We start from the raw sequence: 14278 nt of genomic DNA, 5'->3' as shown, positions 1-14278 counted from the left end.
AAATCATGAAACCTACATTAAAAATCAACTTAAATAAAATATACGATAATGCAAAGATCGTAAAGAATACTTTAGATAAATATAACGTAGATATAACTTCTGTTACAAAGCTTCACTGCTGTAATCCCGTTATCGTTGATACTTTAATGCAGGCAGGGATAAATAAGTTCGGTGATTCAAGGATAGATAATCTTAAAAATATAAAAGATATCGACGCTGAAAAATGGCTTATGAGGCTTCCAAGTATTTCAGAAGCCGAAGAAGTCGTAAGGTACAGCGATATATCTCTAAACAGTGAATATGAAACAGTCGAAGCTCTTAATGAAGAAGCTAAAATACAAAACAAAGTTCATGATATTCTTCTTATGTTCGACGTTGGAGATTTAAGAGAAGGATATTTTGATAAAAAAGATATAGTCGACAGTGCTAAAAGAATAAAAAACTTGACTAATATCAGACTCAGAGGAGTAGCCACAAACCTTACCTGTTACGGGGGAGTGCTTCCCGATGAAAACAACCTTACAAATCTGGTAAAAGTAAACGAGCTTCTGGAAGATAAGTTAAATACCAAGCTGGATATAGTTTCTGGAGGTAACTCTACAAGCTATACACTATTCAGAGAAGATAATCCCGTTAAAGGTGTAACCAATATCAGGATAGGTGATACCATTTTATTTGGCAGGGACTGTACTTACAGAAGTCATATCGAAGGAATGAATAAAGACGCTTTTATAATAAAAGCAGAAATAATAGAAATAAAAGAAAAACCGTCTATACCAATCGGTAAAAGAGGCTTTTCGGCTCTTAATTCAAAGCCTGAGTTCATAGATGAAGGTATGAGAAAGAGAGCAATATTATCCGTAGGGAAGCAGGATATAGATATGGATATGTTCCCTTTGGATAAGGATACAAAAATTCTCGGAGGAAGCAGTGACCATCTTATAATAGACATCACAGACAGCAGCAGAGATTATAAAATCGGAGATACTTTTGAACTTTATATGTATTATACTGCGGCTTTAAGGGCTTTTACTTCAAAATATGTGGTTAAGGAGTTTATTTAAATGGAAGAAATCTATTTTGATAATGCCGCTACTACTATTTGTTATGAAGAAGTGTCAAAAGAAGTCAGTAAATACTTTTTGGAAGAATACGCAAATCCTTCCGCTGTACATAAAAAAGGGTTTGAAGCGGGTAAGATACTTAAAGAAACAAAAGATAATCTTTTAAAATTGCTTGGTATCGACGGTAAAAGAAGAGTAATCTTTACCTCCGGTGCAAGCGAATCCGTCAATCTTGCAGTAAAAGGAAATTTGGCTAAATATAAAAATCTTGAAGATGTCAATATAATAACCACCAATATTGAACATCCTTGTGTAACGAACACATTCAGATATTTTGAAAGTTTAAATGTAACTACGAAATATATTACAGTCAATGAATTCGGTGTAGTAAATATCGATGAACTGATTAATAATATTGACGAGCATACCAAACTTGTGAGCATTATTTATGTAAATAATGAGTTCGGTGTGGTTCAGGATATAGAAAATATAATAAAAAAAATAAAAGAAAAGAATGAAAATGTTTTAGTACATATAGACGCAACACAGGCTGTGGGAAAAGTGGACTTACATTTAAAAGAAGCTGATATGATTTCTTTGAGTGCTCATAAATTCCATGGTCCGAAGGGTGTCGGTGCACTTGTACTCAAAGAAAACATTACTCTTACTCCTCTTATTCACGGCGGAGGACAGCAGGAAAGCTTCAGGAGCGGGACGGTAAATACTCCTTTGATTGCGGGATTTAACGAAGCAATCAAAATTACGAATAAAAATTATAAAGAAAATAAAAATATTTATAAAGAATTATTTGAATATGCGGTCAAAAAACTAAATGATAATATTAAAGATTTTCAAATAAACACTCCTTACGAAAAAGCAGATATATCTTATCATATTTTAAATGTAAGTTTTAAGGGTATAAAAGGAGAAGTACTTCTTCATATGCTGGAGGAATACAACATTTACGTTTCGGTATCCAGTGCATGCTCCGCAAGGAACAGCAGTGTAAACACTATCTTACAGGCAATAGGAGTGGAAGATGAACTTATTAAGGGAACTATAAGGATAAGTTTCAGTGAATTTAATACAAAAGAAGAAATAGATTATTTCATAGAAAAATTAAAAGAATGTATAAATAGATTAAATCTTTTAAATAAATATAAGTAGGGATAAAATTTATGAAGAAAATGATAATGGTAAAGTATGGGGAAATAAGCCTTAAAGGACTAAACAGAAAATACTTTATAGATTTACTCGCAAAGAATATAAGACTTTCTCTCAGAAAATTTGAAAATATCAAAGTACATACGATACAAAGCAGGATCATCGTAAGCGGTTATAACAATGAAGACGAGGATAAAATAATCGAAAGACTTAAAAAAGTTTTTGGAATAGTTTATTTGACAAAATGCTACGAAGTCGAAAAAGATATGGACAAAATCAAAGAAGTGGCTTTGATGGTAATGAAAGAAGGCGGATATAAGACTTTTAAGGTCGAAACAAAAAGAAGCGATAAGAAGTATCCTTTGAAATCCCCTGAAATAAGCAAAGGTGTGGGAGCATATGTACTTATTAATACTGATGACTTAAAAGTCGATGTGAGAAACCCTGAAGCGGTTTTAAAGGTGGAAATAAGAGAAAATGCATATGTTTATGCCGGAGATATAAGATGTAATGCGGGACTTCCCGTGAACTCAAGCGGGGTCGGCGGACTTCTTTTATCCGGCGGACTTGATTCTCCCGTTGCGGGATATTTGATGAACAAAAGGGGTATGAAAGTCGTTGGACTTCATTTTCATAGTTATCCTTTTACGAGTATGGATGCAAAAGAAAAAGTTAAAGATTTAGCGGAAGTTTTAAGCGATTATAATATGGGCATAACTCTTGTAAATATCAGTCTTACCAAGATACAAGAACAGATAATATCTAACTGTGAAGGCGAATATCTAACGGTAATACTTAGAAGATTTATGATAAAAATCGCAAACAGACTTAAAAATAAATTTGATTTGAAGGCTCTTATTACCGGAGAAAGCTTGGGACAAGTGGCATCGCAGACAATAGAAGGTATCTCTTGTACAAATGAATGTTCCGCTCTTCCGATTTTAAGACCTCTTATAGCTTATGACAAGACCGAAATAGTAGATATTTCCAGAAAAATCGGTGCTTATGATATTTCTATCAGACCTTATGAGGACTGCTGTACTATATTCGTACCCAAACATCCCATAATAAAACCGAAATTATCCAGAGTTTTGGAAGAAGAAGCAAAGTTAGACGTAGAAAATTTGATTGAAGAAACGATAAATGATATAGAAATAATAAAATTATAAATTTAAACTGAATAAACGACAAATTTAGGCTTATTTTTTAAATTATTTGGAGTAATATATATAAAAACTGTTTAAGGAGTAGAGTTTTGAAATATACTATTACACAAGCATCCAATATTTTAGATTGTAAGCCTTATTTATTAAGATTTTATGAAGACGAATTCGAACTTCAAATCCCCAGAGGCTCGAACAACAGAAGATATTATACAACAAAGGAAATCGACATATTTCGTTACATAGAAGCCTTAAAAGGCGAGGGAAAAAGAAATAAAGAAATTAAAGAAACTCTTCATAGTTCAAAAAATGAAATTATTTTTGAAGAAATCGAAGAAGAAAAACCAAAAGAAGAAGATAATAATATTACGTGCCTAATAAAAACGATAAATTCTTTACGTGAAGAAATCGAAAATTTAAAGCAGCAGGACGCATTCAAACAAAGGGACGAACTTATAACCGAAAACGCAAGACTAAAAATGAAATTAAAAGAAAAATCATATGAATTATCGATTTTAAAAGAAAAATATAACGCTCTAAAGCAGGCTAAAAAGCGAAGTTTGTTCAAATTTGAATAGTAGGGAAAACTTTCCAGTGTATTTTTGTTTCAAAAGTCCATAATAGAATTATAACACTTATAAATGGAGGTGAAACAGATGAACAACAGAGAAGCTAAAAAAGGCTTAGACCAATTTAAGAAACAAGTTGCTAGCGAACTTAGCATTAATCTTCAAGATGGATATAATGGTAATTTAACTAGTAAAGAAGCCGGTTCTATCGGTGGTGAAATGGTTAAAAGAATGGTTGAATCTTACGAAAATTCAATGAAATAAGTAAGATAGCATTTGTATGATATAAAAAGGAAGCAGTTAATCTGCTTCCTTTTTTATTTTTAAAAATGATTAAACATTTGGATTTAACCCTAAATTTTTCAAAATTCTACATGCATATTTTGGTACTATCATGTAGGCAAAAATAATATAGAGAGGTTAAATCATGAATTTTGAAATAAATATAACAGGTAACACTCTGACTGTCAAAATCAAGGGTGATTTGGATGATCATGTTACTTTGGATTTAAGAGAAAACATTGATTACGCATTATGTAAAAAAGAAATAAAAAATTTGATTTTTGATTTAAGTGAACTTACCTTTATGGACTCTGCGGGTATAGGACTTTTTATGGGAAGATATAAGAAAATATCTGCTGAAAACGGAAAATGCGGTTTGGTCACAAAAGATAAACAAATTATAAAAATACTTAGGATGTCGGGAATACTTTCGATTTTTGATTTATTTAATACATTAGAAGAAGGGATAGAAAAATATGAAAATAGGTAATAGAGTAGATAATTTTTTAAATGTTTCGTTTAAAAGCATATCCGAAAACGAATCTTTGGCAAGGCTTATAATTTCAAGTTTTGTACTTCCGTTAAATCCGACTATAGATGAGCTAAATGATATAAAGACGAGTGTATCGGAAGCGGTGACAAATTCAATAATACATGCATACAACAATGAAGATAATCATTTGATAACAATGGAAGCATTTATAAAAGAAAGAGAAGTTACGATTAAAATCATAGATGACGGAGTTGGTATAAAAGATATAGATCAGGCTAAGGAACCTTTATATACTTCAAAACCCGAACTTGAAAGATCCGGACTTGGCTTTACCATAATGGAAAGTTTTATGGATGAGCTAAGTATCACATCAAAAGAAGGCGACGGGACTACTTTAATAATGAGTAAAAAAATTTCTAATAGGAACAATACATATAATGAATAGCGAATCTGCAAAAATTGATTATTTTTCAGATGAGATAAAAGAACTTATAGTAAACGCACAAAACGGAGATAAAAATTCTTTAGAAGAACTGACTGTTATAAACACACCTCTTATAAATTCCATACTTAAGAGATATCTTTCATATTCCATAAGCTATGATGATTTGTTTCAAATCGGAGCGATAGGACTTATAAAGGCGATTAAAAGATTTAGTTTTGAATTCAATACTAAATTTTCAACTTACGCTGTATACGTCATAAACGGAGAATATAAAAGATATTTCAGAGATGAAGGAATAATAAAAGTAGGAAGAAATTTAAAGACTATTTATTTAAAAACAAAGACAATCAGAGAAGATTATGTAAAGAAAAACGGTGTGGAACCAAGTATAGACTATTTAAGCGAAAAAATCGGAGTTTCATCGGAAGATGTATTGATGGCTCTGGAAGCTTGCAGACAGCCGGAAAGTCTATCTAAAGAATTAAATAACAATGAAAATACTCCTATTTTATTAATGGATAAAATAAAAGATGAGAACGACAGCAATGAAAAGATAGTTGAAAAGCTAGATTTGAAAAATGCTATTATGAACCTTGAAAAAAGAGACAGGCAGATAATAGTGCTTAGATATTTTAAAAATAAAACTCAAAAAGAAGTAGCCGAAGTTCTGGGACTTTCACAGGTGCAGGTATCCAGATTAGAGAAAAAAATAATAGAAAATATGAAAAAAACTTTCGAAAGTTAAATTTTTGAAAGTTTTTTTGTTTTTCGGGGAAAATAAAATAAATTTTTATTTAGGAGTTTATAAATGGAATCAAATAAAAAAAATATCAAAGATTATCAAGAAGTCGTTAAGAAAAATAAACCCACTCCCAATAAGAGTCATTTATATATGTCTTTTATTGTTGGGGGGATCATATGTATGATTGGTCAGTTTATCAATAATTTCTTTTCCAGAAGGGGCTTTTCTATGCTTGAAGCCGCAAATATGACATCAATCGTAATGGTCTTTTTAGGTTCTTTATTAACTGGACTTGGATTATATGACAATATCGGTAAAAAAGCCGGAGCAGGTTCTATCGTTCCCATAACCGGATTTGCAAACAGTATAGTATCAAGTGCAATGGAATTTCAAAAAGAAGGCTACATTTTCGGTATGGCAGCAAATATGTTTAAGATCGCGGGACCTGTAATAGTGTTCGGAGTTACTTCAAGCTCTATTGTGGGACTTATATATTTTATTTTAACGAGGTAAGAGATGAATAAAAAAATAGGAAGACAAACTTATAAATTCGAAAAGAGGATATGTATATCAGACACAAGGTCGATAGCAGGTCCCGTCGAAAGTCAGGGACCTTTAAATAGTTATTTTCATGAAACATTTGAAGATGATTTACTTGGACAGGATTCGTTTGAAAAAGCCGAGCACCAAATGTGTCTTAGAAATATCTTATCTTTACTTGAAACAAATCAATTAAATGAAACCGATATAGATATTTATATCGGCGGAGATTTGTTAAATCAAATTATTACTACAAATCTAACAGCAAGAGACCTTAAGATCCCTTACTGGGGACTTTATAATGCTTGTTCTACTTTTGTGGAAGCAATTCAGGCAGCCGCAGTCCTTCTTGACGGAGATTTTATAAACAGAGCAGTAATAAGTACGGCAAGTCATTTTTCTACCGCAGAAAGACAGTACAGGTTCCCTTTGGAGCTTGGTACACAGTCTCCTCCAAGCGCACAAAGGACCGTAACCGGTTCCGGGGCAATGATTTTGGAAAAGAGCTGCTTGGAAGGACCTTTCGTTACTCATATGACAATAGGTAAAGTCATGGACTTCGGTCAAAGTGACCCCAATGATATGGGAAGTGCAATGGCGATAGCCGCTTGTGACACGATTATGACACATCTAGAGGATTTGGATGTGAGTGCGGAAGATTATGACCTTATAGTTACGGGTGACCTTGGCGAAGTCGGATATAATATCACAAAAGATTTCTTAAAGAAAAAAGGTGTGAATATAGAAAACAAATATAAAGACTGCGGTATGCTTGTTTACGACATAATAAATCAAGATGTTATGTGCGGCGGAAGCGGGGCGGGATGCAGCTCTACGGTCTTTACGAGTTACTTTTACAATAAGCTTAAAAATAAGGAATTAAATAAGATTTTACTTGTGGCAACGGGAGCATTATTAAGTCCGATTTCAACCGGACAAAAGGAAAACATTCCTTGTATAGCTCATGCGGTAACAATCGAGAATTCTAAATAAAGGAGATAATAATGGATTATTTATATGTATTTATAACCGGAGGGATACTATGTTTAATTGCTCAAATCATCATGGATAACACTACACTCGTTTCGGGACAGATTTTAGTTATATATATTGTTGCGGGAGTAATTTTAACTGCTCTTGGGCTATATGAACCTATAGTAAAGTTCGGTCAGGCAGGTGCTACGGTTCCTCTTACCGGGTTCGGATACAGTCTTGTTAAAGGGACTATATTTGCGGTCAAGCAGGACGGGCTTCTGGGAGTACTTACCGGACCTCTTACTGCAACGGGAGGCGGAATTGCTGCAGCAATAATATTCGGATATGTATTTGCGGTCATATTTTCTCCTAAAACCAAGAAATAAAATAAAAGAGATGTCGAACAAGATGTCTCTTTTTTTATGTTATTTGGTTCAAAAAATGCTATAATGGATTTAATTTGATAAAGGATAATTAATATGAAAAGCATATATAAAACCAAAGAAGGAAAGAAAAAGTGCCTTGAGTTATACAATAGACAGCTTGAAAAATTAGGAAATCCTTACGAAGATATTTATGTAAATACTTCATTTGGAAAAACACATTTGGTAAGGACCGGGAATAAAGTCGGGAAACCGTTATTGGTATTCCACGGAGGGAATTCCAGTTCTGCTTACAATTTGCTTCTATGTAAATTCCTGCTTGATGATTTTAATATTTATGCGGTAGATATAATAGGTCATCCGGGGAAAAGTGATGAAGTCAGCTTATCTTCAAGGGGTTATTCTTACGGGGAGTGGGCAAGTGAGGTAATAGATAAGCTTGGATTTAAAAAGATGAGATGTTACGGTGGTTCTTTCGGCGGAGGAGTACTGGCTAAATTGATGTGTGTCAGTCCCGAAAAGGTGGAAAGATGTGTCCTGGAAGTCCCATCGGGAATAAATAATGCCTTCCCTATAAGCAGTGCAAAAATGATGATACCTTTGATAAAATATATTATTACAAAAAATGAAGATTTTATAATAAAAACAGCTATGTATATGACAAACGGAGAAGATATAATAGATGAAGATACAAGAGATATATTAAAAGACAGTTTTGACAATGTAAAAACAAAAGTGGCAATGCCAAGCAATGTAGATAAAAAACGAATGCAGAATTTTAAATCTCCTGCGTTCATTTTGGCGGGAGAGTACGATTGTTTGTTTCCTTCAAGAAAAGTATTAAAAAGAGCAAAAGAGATAATTTCTGATGTTAGGCTATATGAACTGAAGGGCAGGGGACATATGCATCTTCTGACAAACAAAGAAAAACAAATGATAATAAATTTTTTTAAAGAATAATAAAAAAGGATACCTAATGGTATCCTTTAAATTTATATCGTTCTTAAAACTTCACTGTCCTGTCTTGCGGCACATGCAATATTATAGGCATGGTCACCGACACGTTCAAAATCGGTTAAAGACTGGATATAAAGCATTCCCGTAGATACTCCGCATCTGCCTTCTCTAAGTCTCAATACGTGATTTTCCTGTGCTTTTAGAGTAAGTTTATCTATCTCTTCTTCTATGCTGTATAATTCAACTTGTTCATCTTCGCTTATTTCCTGATTTGTAAATGATTCAACTGCTTTATCAAGAAGTTCTAAATCATTATCCAAAAGAGATTTTAATTCTTTTCTTGCATTATCGGAAAATCTAACTTCTTTTTTTACTGCTTCTTCGCTTTTTTCCATCAAGTTTACCGCATGGTCGTTTATTCTTTTTATATCGTTTATCACGTAGAATATCCTTGATAGATGTTCGGAGTCTTTTCCTTGAAGTTCCATGGAATTTATTTTAATAAAGAACTCTGTTAAATGTTCGCTCAGCCAGTTCACCAGTTCTTCGTTTTCTTTTATATGGTCTCTGTCTGTGGACTTTGAATATATAAAATCATTTCCGGCTATAAAAAGACTGTCTTTTGCAATATCAGCCATTCTCTTTATTTCACTTATGATTTGTACCAATAAAGACGCTGAGTTTGTTACGATTTGAGGGTCTAAATAATAAAATCTAAGATTACTAGAATGTTCTCTGTCCGGTATAATTTTATATGATAAATTAACTATCGCATTCGTAAACGGAAGAAGAACTAACGCCGTAACTATTTTGAATATGATATGTATCATTGCCACTTGAGCTACCGGAGCCGAGAATGTACCGGTAACAAAGTCCGCAAATGGAGTGAACATACCTATCGGAACGAAAAGGACCGCTCCGAATAAGTTATAGATAAGGTATATAAAAGAAGCTCTTTTAGCATTTGTCTTAGCATTTATAGCTGATAATAGAGGAGGTGCAGCAGAACCTATATTAACACCGCAGACTAAATATATGGCAAAGCTGGCAGGCATCAAACCTTGAAGAGCCAAAGCCTGAAGTACACCTACTGCCGCAGATGAAGACTGCAGTATAGCACAAAGTATAGTTCCGACCAATACTCCGATAATAGGAGAGTTTGCACTGCTTATGAAGTCTATGAAGGGCTGATATGTCCTTAGGCTCACCATTGCTCCGCTCATTGTGCTTAAGCCTTGGAACAATATACCAAAACCAAGGATAATCTGTCCTATATGTTTTTTATTTTGTTTCTTTGCAAATAAAAGAAGCATTGCTCCAATAAAAATGCATACCGGTGCTATTGCCGAAATGTCAAGTGCAATGATTATACTTGTAACGGTCGTACCGACGTTTGCACCGATAATGATTCCAACGGCTTGGTTCAGCGTCATCATTCCTGCGTTTATGAAGCCCATTACCATAACGGTGGTAGCAGAAGAAGACTGTATTACCGCAGTAACTACAAGACCGACAAGAAAGCCCATGACAGGGTTACGGGTAAGTGCCTCAAGGAGTTTTTTCATTTTTGCTCCGGCAGCAAGTTCTAGACCGTCGCCCATGTATTTCATCCCAAATAAAAAGAACCCGAGGCCCCCGCATAACGTAAGAATATTAGTAAATGTCATATGCTTATACCCCTAAATTTTAAAATATTATATATATGAATACGAATTAATTACTATTTTAATATTACTTATTTAAAGTATACGACAAAAAATGACTATAATCAAGATTATTTTTACCGATAGTTTACTATTATTTTACATTTTATTTACATTAGCTTAATAAAAAAACACCTGAAATAGGTGTTTCACTTTATATAAAAAAGTTATTAAAGCATTCTCATTACCCCGATAACTTTACCCAGGATCTTTAAATCGGTGGAATAAATAGGGTCATAAACGGGGTTTTCAGGCTGTAGCCTTACTCTGTTTTGTTCTTTAAAGAAAGTCTTCACGGTTGCTTCATCATCGATAAGTGCAACTACTATATCGTGGTCATTTGCGGTATTTTGTTTTTTTACGACAACCAAATCTCCGTTTAATATACCTGCATTTATCATGCTGTCGCCTTTTACATGAAGCATAAAACATTCGTTTTTCCCAACAAAAGAACTCGGAAGGGGATATGTGTCTTCCACATTTTCCTCCGCAAGTATGGGATAACCCGCCGCAACATTACCGATAATAGGTACGTTTATTACGTCATCCACTAAGCTTACTTCGTCCACTTGATTTTCGTCTTTTGTAAAAGGAGAAAACCCTACTACTTCTATTGCCCTTTGTTTTGACACTCCTCTTTTTATGTAACCTTTTTTTTCTAAGTTGTTTAATTGATTATGAACAGATGAGGTCGATGTTAAACCCACATTTGAACCAATTTCTCTTACTGAAGGGGGATAACCCTTATCCTTTAATTCAGCTTTAATAAAATCTAAAATTTTAATTTGAATTTTCGTTAAATCGTTATACATAACATTAACCTCCTATGATTATATTATACATAAATTTCCGGTAATGTCAAACTTATGTTCTAACTTTTTCAAAAATTTGTTCTAAATATATTGACAAATAGAACGAACGTTTGCTATAATAATAACGAACAAAGGTTCTTATTTCGATAAGGAGGACGAAACAATGACAAATTATGAATACAACTTACATAGAAATAAACAAAGAAGGATAGAAAGAGCGAAAAGAAAAAGAGCTTTAAGAAGAAAAAGAAGGATTATGATATCCGTTTTGGTTTTAGCTGTGCTGATAAGTGTTCCTACGTTCTTCTATTCCGCTAAAGCAAAGACTTTACATCAGGATACATATCCTGTTTATACTGTTCAGGCTAATGATACCTTATGGGATATAGCCAAGGATATAACAGATGACAATACTGACGTAAGACAGACTATTTATGAAATAGGCAGGCTTAACAATATAGATGAAAATCAGTCTATAGAAGTAGGGCAAAGGATTTTACTTCCTTACTGATTTAATATTTTATTTTTTTTGATATATCATTCGAACATTTGATGTAAACATATGTTTATTAAACTGATTTTTGTTCGAATATAATAGCCCACTCCTCATATATTCTTTAATATATGGGTAATATATAAATTATCAATCAATAGTAAACGCTAAAAAAGACCTTACCCGGGTCTTTTTTAGTTCAATCATCTCTTAATTTGGTTACTCTTGCCGCTATTTTTCTTCTTTCTTCTTCTATTGCCGCGTAATGTTTCTTGGTTGTATTGACATCTTTATGACCGAGAACATCTGCCACAAGATATATATCTCCCGTTTCCTTATATAGATTGGTCCCGTAGGTACTTCTAAGTTTATGGGGTGAGATATTTTTAAGGGGTACCACTATCTTCGTATACTTCTTTAACATCTTTTGTATGCTGCTTTGAGTCATCCTTTTATTTTGAAGGGATAAGAATAGGGCACTTTCCTCCGTATCAATTTTGTCTCTTGTCTCTTTTAAATATCTCAGCAGAGCTTCTCTTACTTCTTCAGGCATATAAAGTATGGTTTTGTTTCCGCCTTTTCTGGTAACAACAAAGCTGTCATTGTCAAAATCCACGTCGTTTACATTCAGTCCCACACATTCGCTTATACGTATACCCGTACCGACAAGAAGCGTTACGATGGCTAAGTCTCTTACTTTGGTTTTGTTATGATATTTAAGCTGGGCGGGAGTAAGGCTTTTTCCGCTTTCTATTTCATCCAAAAGGTTAGCCACTTCGTTCGGTTCCAGCCTTATGATAGGCTTTTCATAGTTTTTCGGAAGGTCAACGAGGACAGTCGGGTTTGTTTTTATCATTTCTTTCTTAAAATAGTATTTATAGAAAGAGCGAAGCGTTGAAAGCTTCCTCATTTTTCCTCTGTTGGAATTGGAAAGCTGGACCTTACTGTTCTCATTCTTATAATGTTCTTTTGTGTAATAGGAAAGATATTCGGTAAAGTCTTCCAAATCCACTGCTTTTATATTATCCAAATCACTCAGAGAAATATCTTTTATATCTTTTAAATGAGAGAATAGGGGATGATTTTCTATCAGATACTCAAAGAAGATTTTTATATCCATAGCGTATGCAATCCTTGTCTTTATGGAGGTGTTGTTTGTTATACCTCTGAAGAATGCATTTGCAAAGCTTGGAAGCTCTTTTATTTCTTCTCTCAGTTTTATATTAAGTTTGTTTGAGACTTCTTTTGTATAATCGGCCATGTTAACTCCTATATAAATAATATATCTAATTATATTACAATCCTCTTAAAATTCAAAGTTTTATGTGGTATAATGGTAAAAGTTTGATAAATTGATAGTATTAGGGGTGTAGAATGAATAAGACATTTAAAGAGGCATTTAAGGTTACTATGCCGGTACTTCTTGGATATCTATCCATTGGTTTTGCATTCGGACTGATGATACAAAGCATCGGTCTTAATTTTATTTGGGCAGGGGGAATGTCCCTTACCATATATGCGGGAACTCTACAGTATCTCGCAGTTGTTATGTTTCAAGGCGGTATGAGCCTTATAAGTGTTGCTCTGATGAGCTTTTTCGTGAATTTCAGACATATGGTCTACGGACTTTCTTTAATTGAACCTTTCAAAGGTATAAGTTTCTTTAAAAAGTTATATATGATATTTGCTCTGACCGATGAGACATATGCACTTTTAACTTCTTCCACCGTTCCGGAGAGTGTAAAACATGACAAGGAAAATTATTATTTTTACATAAGCATCTTAGACCAGAGTTACTGGATAATAGGCTCTATACTGGGTGCGACTATAGGCTCTATCATAAATATAAATACAAACGGGGTTTCATTTGCCATGATAGCCTTATTTTGTGTATTATGTGTAGAACAGTGGATGAATTTAAAAGACAAGACTCCTGTTTTCATAGGAGGTATATGCGGTATCCTATCACTTGTTATTTTCGGTGCTGATAATATGATGATACCGGCAATCATAGGGATAATAACTCTTTTATTATTAGATAAGAAAAGGGAAGAAAAGGAGGGGATACTGGATGAATAAGTATACATTGATTCAAGGACTTTTGGCGATTGGGATCATGTGTATCATTACATTTATAACAAGAGCTGTCCCTTTTGTCCTTTTCTCGGGAAAAGATAAGAAACCCGGCGATACTATACTATATTTAGGTAAAGTCCTTCCTCCGGCTATGATGATAATGCTTTTGGTGTACTGCTTAAAGGATATGTCGTTAATAGCTTATCCTTACGGTATCGCCGAAATAATAGGAGTAATTTTAGCAGTGGGACTTCACATATGGAAGAGAAATAACTTTATAAGCATATTCGGTTCTACAATAGTGTATATGATATTGGTTCAGGCGGTTTTTGTGTAATAAGGTAAATTAAGTTTATTTTAAAATAAAAATAGCATAAAAATCTAGTTATCCGCATAAAAACTGGACTTATCACACTT

Annotated in this window: 18 protein-coding genes; 15 read left to right on the top strand and 3 right to left on the bottom strand. The window is 33.5% G+C overall.

The window, feature by feature from the left end; all coding sequences use genetic code 11:
• Positions 1-5: 5 nt before the first annotated feature.
• From Q0516_RS02690 to Q0516_RS02635, 12 genes are all read left to right on the top strand, one after another.
• Entirely contained in the window at positions 6-1064 is a 1059-nt protein-coding gene (locus Q0516_RS02690; protein WP_294468068.1) for an alanine/ornithine racemase family PLP-dependent enzyme, read from the top strand.
• Positions 1065-2231, top strand: a complete 1167-nt coding sequence (locus Q0516_RS02685) for a cysteine desulfurase family protein (RefSeq protein ID WP_294468064.1) — start codon at positions 1065-1067, stop codon at positions 2229-2231.
• Between the two features lie 11 nt (positions 2232-2242).
• Positions 2243-3397, top strand: a complete 1155-nt coding sequence (gene thiI, locus Q0516_RS02680; protein WP_294468061.1) for a tRNA uracil 4-sulfurtransferase ThiI — start codon at positions 2243-2245, stop codon at positions 3395-3397.
• 86 nt (positions 3398-3483) lie between these two features.
• Positions 3484-3969, top strand: coding sequence for a MerR family transcriptional regulator (locus Q0516_RS02675; RefSeq protein WP_257480269.1), 486 nt, complete (start codon positions 3484-3486; stop codon positions 3967-3969).
• 63 nt (positions 3970-4032) lie between these two features.
• Positions 4033-4224: an alpha/beta-type small acid-soluble spore protein gene (locus Q0516_RS02670; protein WP_007049263.1), complete on the top strand. Its 192-nt coding sequence runs from the start codon at positions 4033-4035 to the stop codon at positions 4222-4224.
• A gap of 163 nt (positions 4225-4387) precedes the next feature.
• A complete protein-coding gene (locus tag Q0516_RS02665) occupies positions 4388-4732 on the top strand; it encodes an anti-sigma factor antagonist (protein ID WP_257480270.1) in 345 nt (114 codons plus the stop codon).
• Entirely contained in the window at positions 4719-5180 is a 462-nt protein-coding gene (spoIIAB, locus tag Q0516_RS02660; protein ID WP_294468050.1) for an anti-sigma F factor, read from the top strand. Before Q0516_RS02665 ends, spoIIAB begins: the two co-directional genes overlap by 14 nt.
• Complete coding sequence (locus Q0516_RS02655; protein WP_007049260.1) at positions 5173-5925, top strand: sigma-70 family RNA polymerase sigma factor; 753 nt, start codon at positions 5173-5175, stop codon at positions 5923-5925. The genes spoIIAB and Q0516_RS02655 overlap by 8 nt, the downstream gene beginning before the upstream one ends.
• Positions 5926-5988: 63 nt before the next feature.
• Positions 5989-6435 carry a stage V sporulation protein AC gene (gene spoVAC / locus Q0516_RS02650; RefSeq protein WP_294468045.1) on the top strand — a complete coding sequence of 149 codons (447 nt, stop codon included), beginning with the start codon at positions 5989-5991 and terminating at the stop codon, positions 6433-6435.
• Positions 6436-6438: 3 nt separating this feature from the next.
• Complete coding sequence (spoVAD, locus tag Q0516_RS02645) at positions 6439-7455, top strand: stage V sporulation protein AD (protein ID WP_294468042.1); 1017 nt, start codon at positions 6439-6441, stop codon at positions 7453-7455.
• A gap of 11 nt (positions 7456-7466) precedes the next feature.
• Positions 7467-7823 carry a stage V sporulation protein AE gene (gene spoVAE / locus Q0516_RS02640; RefSeq protein WP_007049257.1) on the top strand — a complete coding sequence of 119 codons (357 nt, stop codon included), beginning with the start codon at positions 7467-7469 and terminating at the stop codon, positions 7821-7823.
• A 93-nt stretch (positions 7824-7916) separates the two neighbouring features.
• Positions 7917-8780, top strand: coding sequence for an alpha/beta hydrolase (locus Q0516_RS02635; protein ID WP_294468035.1), 864 nt, complete (start codon positions 7917-7919; stop codon positions 8778-8780).
• A 32-nt stretch (positions 8781-8812) separates the two neighbouring features.
• Here Q0516_RS02635 and Q0516_RS02630 read toward each other — a convergent pair whose 3' ends face one another.
• Positions 8813-10444 (bottom strand): Na/Pi cotransporter family protein, encoded by a 1632-nt coding sequence (locus Q0516_RS02630; RefSeq protein ID WP_257480288.1) that lies wholly within the window; start codon positions 10442-10444, stop codon positions 8813-8815.
• A gap of 206 nt (positions 10445-10650) precedes the next feature.
• Entirely contained in the window at positions 10651-11292 is a 642-nt protein-coding gene (gene lexA / locus Q0516_RS02625) for a transcriptional repressor LexA (protein ID WP_117532102.1), read from the bottom strand.
• 163 nt (positions 11293-11455) lie between these two features.
• Here lexA and Q0516_RS02620 point away from each other — a divergent pair, with 163 nt between their 5' ends.
• The gene (locus tag Q0516_RS02620; RefSeq protein WP_294468029.1) at positions 11456-11803 is read left to right on the top strand and encodes a LysM peptidoglycan-binding domain-containing protein; all 348 of its coding nucleotides are present in this window, start codon (positions 11456-11458) and stop codon (positions 11801-11803) included.
• Between the two features lie 181 nt (positions 11804-11984).
• Here the strand turns inward: Q0516_RS02620 and Q0516_RS02615 are convergent, their stop codons facing one another.
• A complete protein-coding gene (locus tag Q0516_RS02615; protein WP_294468026.1) occupies positions 11985-13046 on the bottom strand; it encodes a tyrosine-type recombinase/integrase in 1062 nt (353 codons plus the stop codon).
• A gap of 113 nt (positions 13047-13159) precedes the next feature.
• Between Q0516_RS02615 and Q0516_RS02610 the strand changes: the two genes are divergently transcribed.
• On the top strand, positions 13160-13864 hold the full coding sequence (locus Q0516_RS02610) for an AzlC family ABC transporter permease (protein ID WP_294468023.1): 705 nt from the start codon (positions 13160-13162) through the stop codon (positions 13862-13864).
• Positions 13857-14198: an AzlD domain-containing protein gene (locus tag Q0516_RS02605; protein WP_294468021.1), complete on the top strand. Its 342-nt coding sequence runs from the start codon at positions 13857-13859 to the stop codon at positions 14196-14198. Before Q0516_RS02610 ends, Q0516_RS02605 begins: the two co-directional genes overlap by 8 nt.
• The last annotated feature ends 80 nt before the right edge of the window (positions 14199-14278 follow it).

Origin of the sequence: uncultured Anaerofustis sp. (assembly GCF_938029165.1) — a bacterium.
Taxonomy (GTDB): domain Bacteria; phylum Bacillota; class Clostridia; order Eubacteriales; family Anaerofustaceae; genus Anaerofustis.
The sequence above is the reverse complement of the archived record's forward strand: the minus strand, read 5'-3'. Positions and strand labels throughout refer to the sequence as shown.